The organism is Paeniglutamicibacter sp. ORCA_105, assembly GCF_045798545.1.
Taxonomy (GTDB): Bacteria; Actinomycetota; Actinomycetes; order Actinomycetales; family Micrococcaceae; genus Paeniglutamicibacter; species Paeniglutamicibacter sulfureus.
Genome location: NZ_JBIXLM010000059.1, coordinates 1 through 18,035 on the forward strand (window position 1 = coordinate 1; position 18,035 = coordinate 18,035).

Genomic DNA, 18,035 nt, shown 5'->3' on the forward strand with positions numbered 1-18,035 from the left:
GCGCGGGGGGGCCCCCCCCCCCCCCCCCCCCCCCCCCCCCGCGGGGCCCGCCCCCCCCCCCCACTCCTCTCACACCCGGGGGCGCCCCCCCCCCCCCCCCCCCCCCCCCCCCCCCCCCCGCTTCTTGCATGGTGCCCGCATCCACGGCTCCCCGGCGAGGGGATGCGGGAACGGGTGCGTCTCAGTGGCCGAAGGGATCCTCGTCGGTTCCCGGCATCCAGGTCAGGTTGGGCACGCCCCAGCCCAGTGACTTCTTGGCCTTCTTCCAGCGCCGCGCCCACTTGTCGTTGAGTTTGTCGACGTAGAGGTAGCCGTCAAGGTGGTCGTATTCATGCTGCATGATGCGGGCGAACCAGTCCGTCGCCACGAAGGAGATCGCGTTCCCGTCGCCGTCAAATCCCTCGACCCGGGCGTAATCGGCGCGCTTGAGCGGGAAGTTCAGCGCGGGGGCCGAGAGGCACCCCTCGATCTCTTCTTCCGGATCCGGGTTGGCCTGCGAGACCTTTGAGAGGGTCAGGCGCGGGTTGACCACCACGCCGCGGGACGGAGCGCCGTCGTCGTTCTCGTACACGTAGGTGAAGATGCGCAGGCCCACGCCGATCTGCGGGGCAGCCAGGCCCACGCCATTGGCCGCATCCATGGTGTCGTACATGTCGGTAATGAGTTCGCGAAGTTCATCGTTGAACTCGGTGACTTCCTGCGCGCGCGTGTGCAGCACGGGCTCGCCGTAAATGGTGACCGGACGAATACTCAAGGCTTCTCCTAGGGCTTTCAGGGGGGGATCGGGTAGGGGAGGGGAGCGGCGGGGGCGGCCCCCGGGGCGATGGCCTGCTCAGGCGTCGGCGAGTAGCGAGGTGCCGATGCCTTCAGGCCTGTTCTTGCTGGTGTTTCCGACGATTGTCGGCAGCGGCGCGGCCAGGAACGCCCGCGCGACCGGGGTCTCCACGATGTAGCCGTAGCCACCGCTTGCGGTGCCTGGGCGCTGATCGACGTGGCCTTTTGGGGGGAACGGAGCTGCACCTGGGCTGCCCGCAACCTCCCACGGAGAGCGGGGCATCCGGTGTTCCCTCTCCCGGTCCAGGTGGCCGGTGGCGATCTCGCGGACGTGACCGTGGTCTTCACCGAAGATCCTGCGTTCCATCTGCTGGTCCGGCCCTCTCTGCCGTGCAACGACGTGAAGCGTGGTGGGATGACAAAAGCCGCTCCGGAAGTTTCCGGAGCGGCTTCATTGGGGTGAGTAACGGGGATTGAACCCGCGACCTTCTGGACCACAACCAGACGCTCTGCCGACTGAGCTATACCCACCAAGTTCGCCCTGAGGCTAGCTGTCCTGCCGGTCGGAATCTCTTCCGAACTGCTGGGCAACGAGAACTATCTTACACATACTTTGAGGTCCAGTGCCAACTCGAAAGCCGCCCTTTTGCATGTGTTGTGCACCACAGTGCCTAATCAGCCGGTCTTTGCGCGACGATCCGGGCCGCGGCGGCCTTCGCCGACGCCGAATCCGGGCCCGGGGCGGGGACCATGACGGTGGCCCGGTAGTACTTCAATTCCTCGATAGAGTCGCGGATGTCGCCCAAGGCCCGGTGGTTGCCGGTCTTGGCGGGGGCCTGGAAGAACGCGCGGGGGTACCAGCGGCGGGCCAGCTCCTTGATGGTGGACACGTCCAGGATCCGGTAGTGCAGGTGTTCGGTGACCTCGGGCATGTCCCGGGAGAGGAAATTCTTATCGGTGCCCACGGAGTTTCCGGCGAGCAGTGCCTTGTTGGGCTCCGGGGCGTGGGAGCGGATGTAGTCCATAACCAGCTTCTGCGCCGCGTCCATCTCCAGGCCGGCGTCCAGCTCGGTGATCAGCCCGCTGGCTGTATGCATGTTGCGCACGAAGTCGCCCATTTGCTCCAGGGCGGCGGCGGGGGGCCTGATCACCACGTCGACCCCGTCACCCAGGATGTTGAGCTCGGAGTCCGTCACCAGGACCGCAACTTCGATCAAGGCGTCATGTTCCAGGCTCAGGCCCGTCATCTCGCAATCGATCCATACAATTTTTTCAGCTGATATAGGCACGGACCCCAATTTACCCGATTCCTTCGCGGGCGGACCGCGGCGCGGCCAGCGGGGGATCGGATCCGAAATGCACACCCGTGGCGGGGGTGCCCGTCAGGGACGGCCAAGCCTGTGGGAGGGGGTGCCTCGCCAAGTTGCGATGCTCAGTGCCTGGTGGAGCTGCCCGTGGCGCTCAGTAGCCACAGCATCACGAAGACGACCAGCAGGGTGCCGGCCAAGGCGATCGAGGCGACGGTGCTCATCCCCAGCAACGGCGAAGCAACCCCCAGCAGGACCGAAAGGAACGCACCCCAGCCCAGCAGGGAATGGTTGCGCACCGCACTGCCGACACTCTTTGCACGCCTGCCCACGGGTATTGCCTCACTTCTGTGATCGATCAATGTTCCGGCCCCCAGCCTATGCACCTTACCGCGCGCACCAACCCGTTAGCCACGCCCGGTGCGCAGCCGCGTTCAGGTGCCGGCGGCAGGGCACCGCACTTGCCCTGGCCCGCACCGCCCGACGCGCCCGTGGATGCGCTTACCGGTCCGGTGCGCCCGAACAATGTGACCTCGCGCGCACCGGGGCCCGCCTCCGGGTCAAACCCAGCGGGCGATGCTAGGATCGGACTTGATTTTTACGCGGACTTCAGCGCCCGCGGGCGCCGCCGCGACGCGACCGGACAGCCGGTGCGCAAGCCGAGAACACACCTGGTGGATCCAGCCAAGGTACGACGAATCAGGAGCGGGGCGCAGATGAAAGCGGTGCGATCCTCCGCCGGGACCACTAGCCAGGCGGGTCGCGGGCCGCACCTGTCCCCGCTGATCCAAGGCACCATCGGCTCGATCATGATCATGTTGGGATCCTTCGGTGTCGGCTGGCTCGCCAGTGTCTCCCCGCTGAACCGCTACCCGCTGCTGATCGCGATCCGCACCGACTACTGGGGCGTGGTTGCCGGAACCGTGGTGCTGACCCTGGGGTGCTGGATCCTATTCCGCGCCTGGCTGCGGCTGGGCCAGCAGCTGGCCGGCTGGCCGGAAGGCTCGCTGCGAACCGTGAAGAAGGCGGTGTGGGCCTGGAGCGTCCCGATGCTGCTGGCGCTGCCCATCTTCTCCCGCGACGTCTTCGCCTACATCGGCCAGGGTCGACTGGTGGCCGCGGGCCAGGACCCGTACGTCGATGGCATCTCCACCATGAACAACTGGTTCCAACTCGGCGCCGACATCACCTGGGCCGAGGACGAAACGCCCTACGGCCCCCTCTACCTGAACGTGGAGTTCTGGGTGAACCAGCTGGTGGGCACGAGCCCGGACCTCTCGGTGTTGATCTTCCGCCTGGTCGCGTTCACCGGGGTGATCCTGTGCATGGTCTACGTGCCGAAGATCGCGGCGCTGCACAAGGTTTCCGGTGCCAAGGCCACCTGGATCTCGGTGGCCAACCCGCTGTTCCTGATCAGCTTCGTGGCCAGCGCGCACAACGACTCGCTGATGATCGGCCTGGCGTTGGCCGGCACCTACTACGCGGCCACCCGCCGGGGCGTGCTCGGCGTGGTTCTCATTGCCGCATCCATCGGCGTCAAGCCCATCACACTGGTCCTGTTGCCGTTCATTGGCCTGCTGTGGGCAGGTCCCGACGCCGGCTGGTGGAAGAAGATCCGCTATTGGGCCTATACGCTCCTGCTTGTCTTCATCATCATGGCCGTCATCGGCTGGGCCAACGGCTACGGCTTCGGCTGGCTCAAGGTCATGCTGGGCACCGGCACCGGTGCCGTCATCTTCGCCCCCGTGGGCGCGCTCAACGCCCTGCTCTCCGGGGCGCTGTCGACCATGGGCGTGCCCAGCGACTGGCTGCTGCCGGCACTGAAGCTCATCGGCCGGCTCTCCTCCGTGGGGCTGGTGCTGCTGCTGATCTTCAAGGGCAAGCCCTCGCACCTGATCCAGCGCATGGCCCTGGCCTTCTCCGCGCTGGTGGTGCTCTCTCCAATCATCCAGCCCTGGTACATCCTGTGGCTGCTGCCCTTCTTCGCCATCACCGGCATCCGCGACGACTGGCAGCTGTTGTGGGTCTACGTCACCACCGCCTTCTTCATCGCCTTCGGCGCCGCGGACCAGCTGTTCATCTGGCAGTTCCTCTCCGACCTGGACCCGTGGGTCAAGCACCTGTCCACCGGGATTTCCTGGGCCGCGATGGCGTACCTGGCGTTCGTGGACCCGCGGACCAGGAAGCTTTTTGTCGCGACGCTGCCGACCCGGTTGGGCGGAGGCGCCGGGCCGCTGCGCACCGGGCGCAAGAAACCCGGCGCCACGGCGAACGGTCCCGGGCCACGCGAGGATCCCGGGGTGCCGAACCCGTGAGCAACCCCGCCGGGATCCCGGATTCCCCCGACCTTCGAGCCGGCCGACGCTTCGCCGGCACCACCCGCGCCCTCGAGGCGTTGCGCCAGCGCGGTTCCCGCATCCCCTTGCTGGGCCGACTGACCGGCGGCGGTGAGAACTCCCCGGACATTGCCATCGCCCAGGGCCTGCTGGCATCGATCATGGTGATGGCCGGGTCCTGGGGCGTGGGCTGGATCCCCAGCTCGCAAGAATCCCTGCTGGCCCGCTCCAAGTTCCTGCTTCCGCTGCGCGTGGAGATGCTCGGGGTCATCATCTGCACGCTGCTGCTGGCGTTGGGCTCGATGCTGCTCTTCCGCGCGTGGCTGCGGCTGCGCCAGCGCACGCAAGAACCGGGCACCGACCCGGTGGCCTCGATCACCAAGTCCATTTGGGTCTGGTCGATCCCGCTGCTCTTTTCCTTCCCGATCCTCTCCAAGGACGTTTACTCCTACCTGAGCCAGGGGAGGCTCATGCATGCAGGCCTCTCGCCCTATAGCGACTGGGTATCGCAACTGCCGGGCTGGTTCGCACAGGGATCGGACTCGCTCTGGGCCGAATCCACCTCGCCCTACGGTCCGCTCTTCATGATGTATGCGCGGTTCGTCTACTTCGTTTCCGGCGGCGTGCCCGAATACGGCGTCATGCTCATGCGCCTGGTGGCGGTTGCCGGGGTGGCGCTTTGCGCCTACGCCGTGGTGGCCCTGGCCCGACTCACCGGCCGGGATGCAGCGTGGCCGCTGTGGATCTCGGTGGCCAACCCGCTGTTCCTGCTGAACATGGTCGGCGGGGTGCACAACGACGGGCTGATGATCGGCGCCACCTTGCTGGGCTTCGTGTTGGTGGCCCGAAAACGCCACCTTGCCGGCATTCTCGCCGCCACGGCCGGCATCGCCGTCAAGCCCATCGTGGTGCTGGTGCTGCCCTTCCTGGGCCTGGCGATGATCGGGCGCGACGCGGGCGCGGGAAGCAAGTTGCGCGCCTGGGCGTACACCGGAATCGTGGCCGCCTCCGTGATGGCGCTGCTGGGCTGGGCCTCCGGGCTCTGGTTCGGCTGGATCGCCGCGATGGCAGGCGCCGGTTCGGCGGCCTTCCCCTACGCGCCGGTGGGGTTGCTGGGCATGCTCATCGGCTGGATCGGATCCTGGTTCGGCGGGGACCTGGATTTCATTGCGGGCCTCGTGTTCTCGGCCTTCCGGCTCGCCTCCCTGGCCATCGTGTTCTGGCTGGCCATCCGCCGCCCGGCCGGCCCCCCGCTGCTTTACGCCGGCTATGCCCTGGGTGCCTCAGTGGTGCTGGCGCCGATTATCCAGCCCTGGTACCTGCTGTGGCTGATCCCGTTCTTTGCACTCAGCCGGCGCTACCCGGTCAATTGGGAGCGCGCCCTGTACATCCTGTGCCTGTTGGTGATGCTTTCCGGCGTGGTGGACCAGTTGTCCGTCGGCCAGTGGTTCTCGCTGCTCTGGGTGCGTCTCTTCGCCGCGGCGATCGGCCTTGCCTACATGGGTTACCTGGTGTTCATCGACCCCAAGACCGCGTCGATCTTCGGCGCTGACCGCCGACGGCCGCTGCTTCCGGGCAAGAAATGACAGCCCCCTCCAACTCCCCGAAGTCCCACCAGAAAAGAGGCAACCGGATCGTGATGCAACCGGTCAAGAACCTGTTCAACGCCCGCGAGACCACGCGCCCGATCATCATAGGTCTGCTGGTGCTCACCGCGCTCGGCGCGTCCCTCGCCGTGCTCACCAAGCAGTGGTGCCGCATCAACGGCTGGCCCGACGCGGAGCAGCACCTGCACCTGTGCTACTCGGACTTCACCCAGCTCTTCGGAACCCGCGGGATGGCGGACAAGCTCTTCCCGTACTTCACCGGGCTGCCGGCCGAACAGGCGCTGGAATACCCGGTGCTGCTGGCCATCCTCGCCGGACTCACCGCGCTGGTGATCCCCGGCATTGGCTTCTCGCCCGAGCGCCAGCTGGCCTATTTCGACGTCAATTCCGCGGTGTCCTTCATCTGCTGGGCGGTCGTCGTGGTGGCTGTCGCCTACGCGGCGCGGCACCGCAGCCGGGACGCGATCATGGTGGCGCTTGCCCCCGGGATCATCCTCACGTCCCAGCTGAACTGGGACCTGCTGGCGGTGATGCTGGCGATGCTGGGCCTGCTGGCGTTCTCCCGGAAGCACATCGTGCTGGCCGGGGTGCTGCTGGGCCTGGGCGCAGCGGCCAAGCTGTACCCGTTCTTCCTCTTCGGGGCGATCCTGGTGCTGTGCCTGCGCAGCGGGCGCATGCGGCACTTCTGGGTCTCGCTTGTCTCCGGAGCCGTGGCCTGGCTGGCCGTCAACCTCCCGTTCATGCTCACCGCGTTCGACGAGTGGTCCCGCTTCTACACCTTCTCCGGGGACCGCCCGGCCGGCAACTCCTCGATGTGGCTCGCCTTCGTCTGGACCGGCATGGACGGCTCAACGATGTCCTACCTGTCCAACGGGCTCTTTGGCGTGGCTTGCCTGGGCATTGCCTGGCTGGGCCTCACCGCCACCCGCCGTCCGCGGATGGCACAGCTTGCGTTCCTGATCGTCGCCGCATTCCTGTTGCTGGGCAAGGTGTACTCGCCGCAGTTCGTCATGTGGCTGATCCCGCTCTACGTGCTGGCCCGTCCCAAGTGGCGCGAATTCCTGGTGTGGCAGGGAATCGAGGTGTTCCACTGGGTCTTCGTGTGGCTCTGGAGCGCCAAGTGGGTCTCCGGGCTGAAGTACTTCGGCGATTCCTGGACGATCGAGATCCTCTACGGCCTGGGCATCGTCGCGCACATGGGCATGCTCGTCTACATCTGCGTCAAGATCATCGGCGACATCCGGAACCCTGAGCGCGACGTGGTGCGGGCCGAGGGTCTCGACGATCCGCTGGCAGGACCGCTGGAAGGGCTCGAGGACCAGTTCGTGCTTGGGAGCAAGACCGCGAACAGCCGATGATGCCCGGCAACCGGCCGGCGCAATCCAGTCTGAGTCTACGCTGAACCGGCGGGATGGGATCCAGGACAACCTGGCTCTCATCCCGCTTTTGCGTACCCGGGCCCGGGCAGCCGGATTGGACTCCGGCCTCCACGCATCACCGGGTGGCCCCGGAGCCGGCACACATCAAGGCGCACGTCGGGCCGAGCGGTTATCCGGCGGGGCGGCAGGTTGGGAGCTGGAGTCCGGGAGGACACTTCCTTAACCCGGATTTCGATGGGAGGCGGTGGGCACCGGCCCGGAAAGCGCGGGGGGCGCACCCGACTACGGTGCGGCCCCCGCCAGGAGTCCCTGGCTGAAACGGTCGCTAGCGACCCAGGTAGTCCGAGCAGACGGGTGCCACGGGGATGTCGCGGTGCAACACCAGCAGCCCTTCGTCGAGCGGAGCCACTTCCTCGAATCCCAGGGCGTGCGCGCGTTCCAGTGCCTGCGGCGGGTTCAACGGATCCCAGCCGCCGAGTTCCTGCTCGTTGAAGTCGATGATCATCCAGTTGGAGAGCCCGGTGCCGATGTCCCCGTGCATGCCCACATAGGTGCGGGTGGTCAGGTGCGGCACCAGCGTGTCGGCTGCTTCGACGCAGGCCCCGTCGGGAATCATCGCCACGGCGCGTTCCTTGGCGGCGACCAGCGTGCCCGGTGCCCAGTTGGCGCCGGTGAGCGTGCGACCCAGCGGGAACACCGAATGGAAGAACAACGTGCCGATCAGCGCGAAGGCCAGCAGGAAGGTCGGTGCAATGACCCGGATCTTTTTCCAGCCGAAGCGCTCCATGAGCTTGCCCAGCACGTGCACGGCGGAGAGGATCAGGATCGGGGCCATGATGGCGTCGTATTGGTACACCGGCGCCCAGGTGTTCAGGCGGTCGTTGAACAGCCGGCTCAGCAGCATCGGCGCGCCCAGGATGACGTACGGGGAGGCCAGCGGCAGCAGCGCCAGCGGCAGGAAGCTCAGCAACCACAGCGCGACCTTGAGCTCGTGGTCGAACAGGATGGCGATCGACTGGAACGGGTGGGTCAGCAGGAAGAGGATCGCCGCCCCGGCGCTGGCGCCCAGCGCGGTGTACTGCCAGTAGGTGAATTCACCGGCCGGGGAGAAGAGCGGGATCAGGTAGCTGGTGACCACCACGTAGCCGCCCAGGCCCGCGACCGCCAGCAGCGCGGCCTTGGCCCACTGCTTGTGGAAGAGCATGACGATGCCGACGGCCACGATGGTGATGCCCATGTCCTCGCGCACCAGCAGCAGCACGGCGGACAGGCCCACAACCAGCCAGTGGCGGGAGCGGTCGAAGGCCCAGATGATCCATGCCATGACCGGCACGCCGAACGCGACCTCGTGGAATTCCCAGTTCACGATCGCCTGGAACGGCCACCACAGCAGCATCGCCGAGGCGGTGAGCAGGGCGCCGAGGTGCCCGAAGCGCGGCCTGGTGAACAGGTAGACGGGGATCGCGGTGGAAATGAGCAGCAGCGTCAGCACGATGCCCAGCATCCGCGGGTCGTTCCAGATCCAGTAGAACGGTGCCAGCAGCACCAGGATCGGGTGGAAGTGGTCGCCCAGCAGGTTGAAGTCCACGCCCTTGATCGGCACGATCGGTGCCTTGAACATGGCGTATTGCCGGGCCGCCTGGTCGAAGATGCCCAGGTCGTAGCCGCGGGATTCGAAGTTGGCAAAACGCAGGAAGGAGTGCGCAACGTACAACACCCCCGCGAGGACCATTGCCGCTCCCAGTTGCAGTTTCTGGGCGCGGCTCACGGGAGCGGGGGTGTTGTTGGGCATGGACTCGAGTTTATCCGCAAGTCGCTGCGTGGACGATTCGATGGTGTTACTTGGCGGGAGCCAGACCCGTGCGGGCCATCGCGTCGGCGTATGCCGCGTAGATTTCCTCAAGGTGGGCTTGCTGGCGTTCCGGGGAGCCGGCAAAGGCGCGCCCGTCCAGCGACTTGACCTTGTAGGTCTTGAATCCGCGACGCCACAGCAGCGGGTTCTGGGTCTTGACCAGCTGCTCGGAGAGGCGGTGTGCCTCGGTGCCGTGGGCGATCAGGACAGATGCGCGCGGCACGACCTTCAGCAGGCGAAGCAGTGGCTTGAGGCCCGAGGTGATCTGCGGCGGGGTGAACTTGCCGTTGGCCTCGCCCGGGGTGTGCCACGGGTGCACGTTCCACGGCAGGATGAACTCGGGACGCAGCCCCAGCTGCCACTGCATGCCCAGCATGCGGGTCGCCGCTTCCTGCGAGCCGGCGTCGATGAAGCCACCCTCATGGGCGGTGCCGATGTTGGAGAACAGCGAGATGATCCGGGCTTCCTCGATGTTGTGCATCGGGTCCACGTAGGAAACGGAGGTGGCGGGTCGAAGCGCGCGGGTCTCGTCCAGAAGACGGTTTACGGGTTCGATCTGCTCCTCGTAGCGGCGTTCCATGAGGGAGTGTTCGACGTGGTCCGGGGCAATGGCTGTCATGAAGGTGAGGTTCTCCTGCTGGTGGTACGGAGACATGGGGCGTCGTTGCGGGCGCGCGTGATCCAATGAGGAGACACACGTCCATAACCATGTCAATGCTGCTAGAGCGGGGGGAGTGGGATCGAAGTGGTTCCGGTGGCTGTCATGCCCCAAGGTGAACGCAGGGTTGATCCACGCTTAACAATAGCCGCTCGCGGGCCGTTTGGGCAGGCTCGGCCGCCACGAGCCGATGGTGATGATTGGCACAGATCCCGCATCGGGGCGCACAATCGGTGGGCTTACTTGGTGCTTTCTTCTTGGCCCGCAGCCTTGGCCGGGTGATTCACCATGGGCCGGACCCGGGGCTGCGCGGTCGGACGGCGCGGGTGCAAGCACATAGGATTGACCGTGGTCAGCCACTGGGGGGAACATGCCGTGGCATGTCCGGAGGGCCACCGTTAGCGCATCACCAGACCCACGATCGATTGAGGCATCCAGCCAAATGAATGAAAAGATCCCGAACGAGCCGCACAAGGCCGTCTTGCGCACCGCGGTGGCTGCGACCGTCGTGATCGCCGTCGGCGCATTCGTATTGTCCTTCGCCGCCCTGACCGACCTTGCCCAGCGCTCGGGCATCGACGAAAACCTGGCCTGGATCTGGCCGGTCATCGTTGACGGCATGATCGTGGCCTCCACGGTGGCCATCGTTGCGCTTAACGGCCACGACCGCCGCGCCATGATCTACCCTTGGACGCTGCTCTTCTTCGGCGCCTTCGTCTCCACGGCCGCGAACTCCGTGCACGCGATCCTGACCGTCGGCGCCATGCAGTCCGACATCCCGCCGGTGGTTTCCGCGCTGGTGGCGGCCATGCCGCCGGTCGTCCTGTTGGCGATCACCCACCTCACAGTGCACATGTACCAGAAGAAGGCCGAAGCCGCCGAGCGACGCGCCATTGCGGCATACGACGAGGAGGCTGTCGAGGCCGAGAAGTACGGGCTGGCCTACGACGACGGCTTCCAGGCTGCGATGAGCGACGCACAGGCAGCCGAGGCCGAACGCCTGGTTGCGGCCAAGGAGCAACTGGCCGAAGCCACCGCACGGGCCCGGGCCGAGGGTCGCGCCGACGCCGGCAAGAGCGCCCCGGGCGCAAAACCGGCCGCGGCCCCGTCCGCCGGAGCGAAGAACCCGGCCGCCGCTGCTTCCAACGCCGCCAGGGCCTTCCCTTCGGGCAAGGCCCAGGCCATGGACGCCAACGGCCCCTCGCCGCTCTACGACGAGGTTGCCCAATCGCTGGACGCCAAGAGCTAGGCACCTGCGCCCGCGCGCCGAAGCCCGCGGACCGTTGTTCCGGGGAGTTGTCCCCGCTTCAGCGGGCCGCGGGCTTTTCCATGCCCTCCCGCAAGGGCTACAAACTTTGCGTCCGCTGCCGCGCCGCCACAAATGACGGGAAGCGGCAGTTGATAAGCTGATCCATGAGCACCCCCGACCAGCCGTTTTTGTAGGAGGCATGTGTGGGCACCCCCTGGGAAACCCTTGATGATTCGTTGCGCGACCAGGTTCGGGGCAGCGTTGAGCGGTATGCCGCTGCCCGCCCGATGCTGGAACATGTCGCCGAGGCCATGCGCACCCGCATCGAGTCCCTCTTTGACGAAACCGAGAACACCCCGCTGTTCGTCGTCAGCCGGGTCAAGACCGTCGAGTCCTTCCGTGACAAGGCCTCCCGCATGTTGGTGGGGGAGGAGGGGGAAACCCCCGCGCTGGAGTTCCCCAGTCCGCTGCGCGAGATCCACGACTTGGTGGGAGTGCGGGTGATCGTGAAGCTGCCGCATGAGATCCGCGAAGCGGCGAACCTGATCAAGCGCCGCCGCTCCGACTTCGACTGCCGCTCCGACCGGGAGAAGGACATCGGCTCGGTGGAGTCGGGAACCTACGGCTATTCCTCCCGCCACCTGATTCTCAAGACCCGCGGCGAGGAGGTCGTACGCGACTTCCAGGCGAAGCTCGGCGGGGACACCAAGATCACCGGCAACTTCGTCTTCGAGGTGCAGATCCGCACGATCCTTTCCCACGCGTGGAGCGAGATCGAACACGACATCCGCTTCAAGAACGCCGAGCCCCGCGCCTGGAGCCCGCACATCGACCGGCAGTTCACCGCCACCGCCGCGATGCTCGAGGCGGTGGAAGACCAGTTCTCCGAACTGCACGAGCGCTTCGAGACGGTCACCGGTTTCTGGGACGCCGAGGGCGAAGGCGCCGTTCCGTTGGCTGCCGGTCGCATCCAGTTCATCTGGCAGACGCTGCTGCCACACGTGGACCGCAAGTCCGACGACGACTGGGGCTGGGCCGCGGAATTGCTCGCCGCCCACGGGCTTTCCCGGACCCGCGAATTTGCCGCGCTGCTCCAACCCAACGTCATCACCTCGGTGCGTGCGGCCCTTGACCACCGCTATTCGCCGGGACCGGACCGACTCCTCGACGACGTACTGCTGTGGCACTTCGGAACGACCCACATCGAGGCCACCAGCGGAGGGGATGCGCACCGGGCCGATTCACTGCGCCGCCGCCTGGTGCAGATGGACGCCTACCGGATCAAGCAGGCCCAGAACACTGCCGTGCCGGCGCCCGCCGCCGGATTGCTGGCCTCCGCGGCGCGACCAGCGTTGGACGAATCCCAGGCCGAGGCGAAGGCCGATTCGAAGCCCGAATCCAAGGCTGCGCCCAGGTCCGGTGGCGCCAAGGCCGACCAGCAACCTGCCAAGGGCAACGCCAAGTCCTGAGCACTTCAGATCCCGACGGCACCGCACATCGTGTGCCGTCGGGGGCTCAAATGCGCCGGATGCGGGCCCCCGGCGTGGATCCGGCGTGAGATTGAACGCATCATCACGCCAAAGGGCTTGCCACCCGCGTAGACTGGGTAGGTTGCCCAGCAGGGCCCCAAAACTTTACCGAAAGGTCTCACTGTGATTTCCGTTGCCGATTTGGAGCTGCGCGCCGGCGCACGCCTTCTCATGGAGGGCGTCTCGTTCCGCATCGACAAGGGCGACAAGATCGGCCTCGTCGGGCGAAACGGTGCCGGCAAGACGACGATGACGCGCGTGCTGGCCGGGGAGTCGCTGCCCGCCGGCGGCGCCGTCACCACCACGGGATCCATCGGCTACCTGCCGCAGGACCCGCGGACCCCCAACATGGAGCAGCTGGCCCGCGACCGCATCCTCTCGGCCCGTGGCCTGGACATCATCGTCGGCAAGCTCAAGAAGTGCCAGGACGACATGGCCTCCGAGGACGAGGCCGTTGCTGCCAAGGCCATGCGCCAGTACGACCGCATCGAGGCCGAGTTCATTGCCGGCGGCGGCTACGCCGCTGAGTCCGAGGCCGCTGCGATCTCCAACAACCTGGCCCTGCCCGACCGCCTGCTCAACCAGCCGCTGTCCACCCTTTCCGGTGGCCAGCGCCGACGCGTCGAATTGGCCCGGATCCTCTACGCGGACGCCGAGACGCTGCTGCTCGATGAGCCCACCAACCACCTTGACGCTGACTCCGTCACCTGGCTGCGCGGCTTCCTGGCCAACCACCAGGGCGGCCTGCTGGTGATCTCGCACGACACCTCGCTGCTTGAGGCCACGGTTAACAAGGTCATCCACCTGGATGCCAACCGCGCCACCATGGACGTCTACAACCTGGGCTGGAAGCGCTACCTGGCCCAGCGCGAGACCGATGAGCGGGCCCGCAAGCGCGAGCGCGCCAACACCGAGAAGAAGGCCACCACGCTGCTCGCGCAGGCCAACAAGATGAAGGCACGTGCCTCGGGGGCCTCCGCCGCGCAGTCCATGCTCAAGCGCGTGGACCGGCTCATGGGCGGGCTGGACGACGTCCGCGTCGCCGACCGCGTCGCGGCCCTGCGCTTCCCGGATCCGGCACCCTGCGGCAAGACCCCGCTGATGGCCGAGGGCCTGTCGAAGTCCTACGGTTCGCTGGAGATCTTCACCGATGTCTCCCTGGCCATCGACCGCGGCTCCAAGGTCGTCATCCTGGGCCTGAACGGCGCCGGCAAGACCACGCTGCTGCGCATGCTCGCCGGCGTCTCCAACCCCGACACCGGCGACCTGATCCCGGGCCACGGCCTGAAGATCGGCTACTTCGCCCAGGAGCACGACACGCTGGATGTGGACCGCTCGGTGCTCGAGAACATGCGTTCGGCAGCCCCGAGCCACATGGGAGATGCGGAAGTCCGCGGCATCCTGGGTTCCTTCATGTTCTCCGGCGACGACGTTTCCAAGCCTGCGGGCGTGCTCTCCGGCGGCGAGAAGACCCGCCTGGCCCTGGCCACCATCGTGGCCTCCAGCGCGAACGTGCTGCTGCTCGATGAGCCCACCAACAACCTGGACCCGGCCTCGCGCGCCGAGATCCTCTCGGCACTGTCCAACTTCACCGGCGCCGTGGTCATGGTCTCGCACGACGAGGGCGCGGTTGCAGCGTTGAACCCCGACCGTGTGGTGCTGCTGCCCGACGGCGACGAGGACCTCTGGAACGATTCCTACCTAGAACTGGTCACCCTGGCCTAGTCAGGATTCGGCCCGCCTTCCCCGCCCCTGCCAACGGCAGCCATCGGGAGGGCGGGCTTTTTCATGTCCGCAGCCGGGGGAGCGATGCCGCCGACAGTGCCCGAAGCGCATCGATCCCGCCCCCTTGCGCGCGGTGCCGGGCAGGAGGTAGCTTCGGCGTACCGGACCCGTTCCATCGCGCTGGTCTGCTGCCACCCCCCTGTACGCCACAGGACGGAACCATGGACCCCACCGCCTGGACAATCGACCCCGCTGCAGGCCCGGCCGAGCTGGTCGCGGCCTCCGACCTGTTCGATTTCCCGGTCAGCGAGCACGGTGCCACGGAGTTCCTGGCCATGCCGGGTCACCGGCTGCTGCTGGCAAGAACCGCTGACGGAACCGCCGTCGGCTTCGTTTCCGGCGTCGTGATGCGCCATCCCGACAAGGAACCGGAAATGTTCGTTTACGAGCTGGGTGTCGCGGAGAGCCACAGGCGCCGTGGCATCGCCTCCGCACTGTTGCGCGCACTGGCACTTGAAGCCTTGGCGCTTGGTTGCACGGGGATGTGGACCGGGACCGAAAGGGGGAATGTCGCTGCCCTGGCGACCTATGGTTCCCTGGGTGCCACGGTGGATGACGAATCGGTGTTCATCGAATGGGCAGCGTTGGCAGAGGCATTCGCCCCGGGAACGACGCCTTTCAGCGCGTAGGGCCGGCGGCGTGGGGCTAGGAGCGGGGGCCCGCTACCCCAGCGTCCCGTGCGGCGGCGGCCTTGCGTTCCAGCTCATCGAGGTAGGCATCCTCGGTGGCCTCGTCCGTGGGGCTGCCGTCGCGGCGGACAAGCTTCTTGGGCTTTCTGCGCAGCCGGTGCGCCTGGTGCAGCACCGGTTCCTCGCCACGCAGCGCGGCCGCCGCCCGCTCCTCGCGGTCCTCGCGGTTGATCCTGGCCTGCTGCTTGGCCGCATAGCCGAAACCGATGAACACCAGCACGCCGAAGGCGAACCACTGGAAGGAATAGGACAGGTGCGGTCCCTCGTCTTCCTCGGGGCGCTGCAGCTGGGTGGGTGCCGCGGCCGGAGCCGGGTCCTCCAGGTACATCAGTCCGTAGCTGCCGGTGGCCACGGGGTATCCCAGTTGCCGCTCGTAGGTGGCCAGGTCCACCGAGGCCAGCTGCCCCTCGGGTGCCCCGCGGTCCAGCGTCGGCTCTCCGGCCTTGAGCCGGACCTCGACATCCACGGTTCCCGATGGCGGCGCGGGGATGGCGTCCGGGCGCCCGGAGTTGTCATTGCCGATGGGCAGGAAACCGCGGTCAACGATTACGGTGGTTCCCTCCAGGGTGCGGAAGGGGACCAACACCTCGTAGCCGGGGCGGGATCCTGAGATGCGGTTGCGCACCACCACCTGGTCATCGGCCAGGTAGCTGCCGCGCAGGGCGACGGGCGTCCATTTGCCGTCGCTGGGCAGTTCCTCGAAGAGACCCTGAGCCTGGGCGAACGGGATCGGCTCGGCGTCGTAGTTCAGCTTCACATGGGAGATTTCGGTCAGGGCGCCTTCACGGCGGTCCATCTGCCATTTGCCCAGGAATGTGAAGGTGGTGGCGAACAGGCACACGAGCAGCAGCCAGCCAATCCAGCGGGTGCTTGCCAGGAATCGATACACGCTTCTTCATTCTCCTTGGGTGCTCGAGCCGGGCGCGGCGTCTTCGAGCGGCAGCCGCTGCTTGAAGAGCAGGCGCTCGGTGAGGTAGTTTTCGAGCCAGTCGGCATGATCGACACAGGCCAACCAGGTTTTCCGTCGCTCCGGAGTGTGGATCTTCGGGTTGTTCCACAGCAATGCCACGGTGGCGTCGGCACGGCATCCCTTGCGCGAACATTTCGGGGGCCCGGTGGGGCCCTGGGGCAGGCTGGCGCCCCCTCCGAGTGAATCAAAGATACTCATGCAGTGCCCCCGTGTCGGTGATGGCCGGCCGCGGGCTGGCCCGGTTCGGTGGACTGGTCCGCTTCTTCCACAAAGCTCCCGTCGATGGTGGTGGGCGCTTCCTGCGGGTAGGGCGCGTCGACAGCCGCCCAGTAGGCGTCCGACCCATCAGGCTGAGCGCTTCCGGAAGCATCGTCCTTGGCTGCGCGCTCTGTAACGGTTTCGCCGAACTCGTCGAACTCGTAGCTTTCACCGGCAGTCCAGGGGCGGGCAGGGGCCGCCTCGGTCGTGGGTTCGCCGGAGGGCGTTGGATGGGTCTGGTCGTTCCCGGTGTCCGGTGCCGCGGTGCCGGACGCAAGCTGGCGCGGGTCATCGCCCGCGAAGTATTCGGCTGCCGGCTGGCGCTTGGTCACGTCCGCACCGCCGTTGGCGATGACGACGGCGACGTAGGGCAAGACGATGGCGGCGGCGAGGAAGGTCCACTGCAGCCACCCGTGCACGAAGAAGGCAGCAATGAAGCAGGCCAGGCGCACGGACATCGAGATCGTGTACTTGAGCACGCGGGAGTGCTGTTCCACGGTGTGGGACTCTTGCGCCTCGGTGATCCGATGGACCGGTTGGCCCTGGTCATGGTGGTGATGGCTGTTATGTGGCTCGCTCATGGTTCTTCCGTCGATCCGTTAAGCACCATTGTCTCACCGACTTGCGCCGCCTTACGAATCCTTGCCTTGCCCCCGAGGGTAAACTCCGTGCGGGGCCCGACCGGGGGCCGCACTTCAGGGGGGTGTCCCCTTGCCGTGCAATGGTTTTCCGATTCTGGCTCACCGGTTCAGTACACACCGGTCACTTGAAGATGACTCGCTGAACAGCGGGTACAGGACGGGGTTGGCAAGGCTCCGGCTAGAATTGGATGCGCATACCCCCTGCCCACCCCAGAACTTCTTTATGGAGGACCCATGTCCGAAACCCCCACCGGCCGCAGCGTGCTGGTCACCGGAGGCAACCGCGGAATTGGCCTGGCCATCGCCCGCGCCTTCGAAGCCAACGGCGACAAGGTCGCCATCACCTACCGCAGCGGGGAGGTCCCCGAGGGGTTGCTGGGCGTTCAGGCCGATGTCACCGACACCGCCTCCATCGATGCAGCGTTCACCGAGGTTGAAGCGGCCCACGGGCCGGTAGAGGTGCTGGTTGCCAATGCCGGTGTCACGCGCGACATGCTCCTGTTGCGCATGAACGAGGACGATTTTACCTCCGTGATCGACACCAACCTCACCGGTGCGTTCCGCGTCATCAAGCGCGCCTCCAAGGGCATGATCAAGATGCGCAAGGGCCGCGTGGTCCTGATTTCCTCGGTCGTCGGCCTCTACGGTTCCCCGGGCCAGATCAACTACGCCGCCTCCAAGTCGGGCCTGGTGGGCATCGCCCGCTCGCTGACCCGCGAATTGGGGTCGCGCGGCATCACTGCCAACGTCGTGGCACCTGGCTTCATCAACACCGACATGACTGCCGCGTTGCCCGAGGCCACGCAGAAGGGTTACCTGGCTTCCATCCCGGCCAACCGCTTCGCAGAGCCCGAGGAAGTGGCTAACGTCGTGCGCTGGATCGCCAGCGACGAAGCTGCGTACATCTCCGGAGCCGTTATCCCCGTCGATGGCGGACTGGGCATGGGCCACTAGCACCATCCAGCATGACCCCTTCCCGCTCCGGTGAGGGGGGAGGGCTC

Annotated in this window: 17 protein-coding genes and 1 tRNA gene; 8 read left to right on the forward strand and 10 right to left on the reverse strand. The window is 66.6% G+C overall.

Features of this window, described 5'->3' with window-relative positions; all coding sequences use genetic code 11:
* Window positions 1-181 precede the first annotated feature (181 nt).
* From def to ACIPUB_RS19025, 5 genes are all read right to left on the reverse strand, one after another.
* Window positions 182-754 (reverse strand): peptide deformylase, encoded by a 573-nt coding sequence (gene def / locus ACIPUB_RS19005; RefSeq protein ID WP_407608809.1) that lies wholly within the window; start codon window positions 752-754, stop codon window positions 182-184.
* A gap of 78 nt (window positions 755-832) precedes the next feature.
* Window positions 833-1,141, reverse strand: coding sequence for a hypothetical protein (locus tag ACIPUB_RS19010; RefSeq protein WP_407608810.1), 309 nt, complete (start codon window positions 1,139-1,141; stop codon window positions 833-835).
* A gap of 88 nt (window positions 1,142-1,229) precedes the next feature.
* Window positions 1,230-1,305, reverse strand: a tRNA-His gene (locus ACIPUB_RS19015).
* Window positions 1,306-1,445: 140 nt separating this feature from the next.
* Window positions 1,446-2,063, reverse strand: coding sequence for an oligoribonuclease (orn, locus tag ACIPUB_RS19020; protein WP_407608811.1), 618 nt, complete (start codon window positions 2,061-2,063; stop codon window positions 1,446-1,448).
* A gap of 143 nt (window positions 2,064-2,206) precedes the next feature.
* Window positions 2,207-2,413 (reverse strand): hypothetical protein, encoded by a 207-nt coding sequence (locus ACIPUB_RS19025; RefSeq protein WP_264271225.1) that lies wholly within the window; start codon window positions 2,411-2,413, stop codon window positions 2,207-2,209.
* 384 nt (window positions 2,414-2,797) lie between these two features.
* Between ACIPUB_RS19025 and mptB (ACIPUB_RS19030) the strand changes: the two genes are divergently transcribed.
* From mptB (ACIPUB_RS19030) to ACIPUB_RS19040, 3 genes are read left to right on the forward strand one after another with little or no spacing between them, the layout of a single operon-like run.
* On the forward strand, window positions 2,798-4,396 hold the full coding sequence (gene mptB / locus ACIPUB_RS19030; RefSeq protein WP_407608812.1) for a polyprenol phosphomannose-dependent alpha 1,6 mannosyltransferase MptB: 1,599 nt from the start codon (window positions 2,798-2,800) through the stop codon (window positions 4,394-4,396).
* On the forward strand, window positions 4,393-6,003 hold the full coding sequence (mptB, locus tag ACIPUB_RS19035) for a polyprenol phosphomannose-dependent alpha 1,6 mannosyltransferase MptB (RefSeq protein WP_407608813.1): 1,611 nt from the start codon (window positions 4,393-4,395) through the stop codon (window positions 6,001-6,003). The genes mptB (ACIPUB_RS19030) and mptB (ACIPUB_RS19035) overlap by 4 nt, the downstream gene beginning before the upstream one ends.
* 53 nt (window positions 6,004-6,056) lie before the next feature.
* Entirely contained in the window at window positions 6,057-7,382 is a 1,326-nt protein-coding gene (locus ACIPUB_RS19040) for a glycosyltransferase family 87 protein (protein ID WP_407608822.1), read from the forward strand.
* A gap of 346 nt (window positions 7,383-7,728) precedes the next feature.
* Here the strand turns inward: ACIPUB_RS19040 and ACIPUB_RS19045 are convergent, their stop codons facing one another.
* The gene (locus ACIPUB_RS19045; protein ID WP_407608814.1) at window positions 7,729-9,195 is read right to left on the reverse strand and encodes a DUF2079 domain-containing protein; all 1,467 of its coding nucleotides are present in this window, start codon (window positions 9,193-9,195) and stop codon (window positions 7,729-7,731) included.
* 46 nt (window positions 9,196-9,241) lie between these two features.
* The gene (locus tag ACIPUB_RS19050) at window positions 9,242-9,874 is read right to left on the reverse strand and encodes a uracil-DNA glycosylase (RefSeq protein WP_407608823.1); all 633 of its coding nucleotides are present in this window, start codon (window positions 9,872-9,874) and stop codon (window positions 9,242-9,244) included.
* 481 nt (window positions 9,875-10,355) lie between these two features.
* Here ACIPUB_RS19050 and ACIPUB_RS19055 point away from each other — a divergent pair, with 481 nt between their 5' ends.
* The 4 genes from ACIPUB_RS19055 (at window position 10,356) to ACIPUB_RS19070 (ending at window position 15,105) form a co-directional block, all read left to right on the forward strand.
* Complete coding sequence (locus tag ACIPUB_RS19055) at window positions 10,356-11,162, forward strand: DUF2637 domain-containing protein (RefSeq protein WP_407608815.1); 807 nt, start codon at window positions 10,356-10,358, stop codon at window positions 11,160-11,162.
* Window positions 11,163-11,365: 203 nt separating this feature from the next.
* On the forward strand, window positions 11,366-12,631 hold the full coding sequence (locus ACIPUB_RS19060) for a GTP pyrophosphokinase family protein (protein ID WP_407608816.1): 1,266 nt from the start codon (window positions 11,366-11,368) through the stop codon (window positions 12,629-12,631).
* Between the two features lie 183 nt (window positions 12,632-12,814).
* The gene (locus ACIPUB_RS19065; RefSeq protein ID WP_407608817.1) at window positions 12,815-14,416 is read left to right on the forward strand and encodes an ABC-F family ATP-binding cassette domain-containing protein; all 1,602 of its coding nucleotides are present in this window, start codon (window positions 12,815-12,817) and stop codon (window positions 14,414-14,416) included.
* A 221-nt stretch (window positions 14,417-14,637) separates the two neighbouring features.
* Complete coding sequence (locus ACIPUB_RS19070; protein ID WP_407608818.1) at window positions 14,638-15,105, forward strand: GNAT family N-acetyltransferase; 468 nt, start codon at window positions 14,638-14,640, stop codon at window positions 15,103-15,105.
* A 16-nt stretch (window positions 15,106-15,121) separates the two neighbouring features.
* Here the strand turns inward: ACIPUB_RS19070 and ACIPUB_RS19075 are convergent, their stop codons facing one another.
* From ACIPUB_RS19075 to ACIPUB_RS19085, 3 genes are read right to left on the reverse strand one after another with little or no spacing between them, the layout of a single operon-like run.
* Window positions 15,122-16,054 (reverse strand): SURF1 family protein, encoded by a 933-nt coding sequence (locus ACIPUB_RS19075; protein WP_407608819.1) that lies wholly within the window; start codon window positions 16,052-16,054, stop codon window positions 15,122-15,124.
* Window positions 16,055-16,060: 6 nt separating this feature from the next.
* Window positions 16,061-16,333 (reverse strand): acetone carboxylase, encoded by a 273-nt coding sequence (locus tag ACIPUB_RS19080; protein ID WP_407608820.1) that lies wholly within the window; start codon window positions 16,331-16,333, stop codon window positions 16,061-16,063.
* On the reverse strand, window positions 16,330-16,974 hold the full coding sequence (locus tag ACIPUB_RS19085) for a DUF3099 domain-containing protein (protein ID WP_407608821.1): 645 nt from the start codon (window positions 16,972-16,974) through the stop codon (window positions 16,330-16,332). The genes ACIPUB_RS19080 and ACIPUB_RS19085 overlap by 4 nt, the downstream gene beginning before the upstream one ends.
* Window positions 16,975-17,268: 294 nt before the next feature.
* On the opposite strand from ACIPUB_RS19085, the gene fabG reads away from it, so the two are divergent.
* Window positions 17,269-17,988, forward strand: a complete 720-nt coding sequence (fabG, locus tag ACIPUB_RS19090) for a 3-oxoacyl-ACP reductase FabG (protein ID WP_310287271.1) — start codon at window positions 17,269-17,271, stop codon at window positions 17,986-17,988.
* Window positions 17,989-18,035 lie beyond the last annotated feature (47 nt).

Excerpts from the sequence above, each read along its gene's own strand:
- ACIPUB_RS19010 (WP_407608810.1), bottom strand. The coding sequence starts at position 1,141 with ATGGAACGCAGGATCTTCGGTGAAGACCACGGTCACGTCCGCGAGATC.
- mptB (WP_407608812.1), top strand. The coding sequence starts at position 2,798 with ATGAAAGCGGTGCGATCCTCCGCCGGGACCACTAGCCAGGCGGGTCGC.
- ACIPUB_RS19040 (WP_407608822.1), top strand. The coding sequence starts at position 6,057 with ATGCAACCGGTCAAGAACCTGTTCAACGCCCGCGAGACCACGCGCCCG.
- ACIPUB_RS19045 (WP_407608814.1), bottom strand. The coding sequence starts at position 9,195 with ATGCCCAACAACACCCCCGCTCCCGTGAGCCGCGCCCAGAAACTGCAA.
- ACIPUB_RS19050 (WP_407608823.1), bottom strand. The coding sequence starts at position 9,874 with ATGACAGCCATTGCCCCGGACCACGTCGAACACTCCCTCATGGAACGC.
- ACIPUB_RS19055 (WP_407608815.1), top strand. The coding sequence starts at position 10,356 with ATGAATGAAAAGATCCCGAACGAGCCGCACAAGGCCGTCTTGCGCACC.
- ACIPUB_RS19070 (WP_407608818.1), top strand. The coding sequence starts at position 14,638 with ATGGACCCCACCGCCTGGACAATCGACCCCGCTGCAGGCCCGGCCGAG.
- ACIPUB_RS19080 (WP_407608820.1), bottom strand. The coding sequence starts at position 16,333 with ATGAGTATCTTTGATTCACTCGGAGGGGGCGCCAGCCTGCCCCAGGGC.
- ACIPUB_RS19085 (WP_407608821.1), bottom strand. The coding sequence starts at position 16,974 with ATGAGCGAGCCACATAACAGCCATCACCACCATGACCAGGGCCAACCG.
- fabG (WP_310287271.1), top strand. The coding sequence starts at position 17,269 with ATGTCCGAAACCCCCACCGGCCGCAGCGTGCTGGTCACCGGAGGCAAC.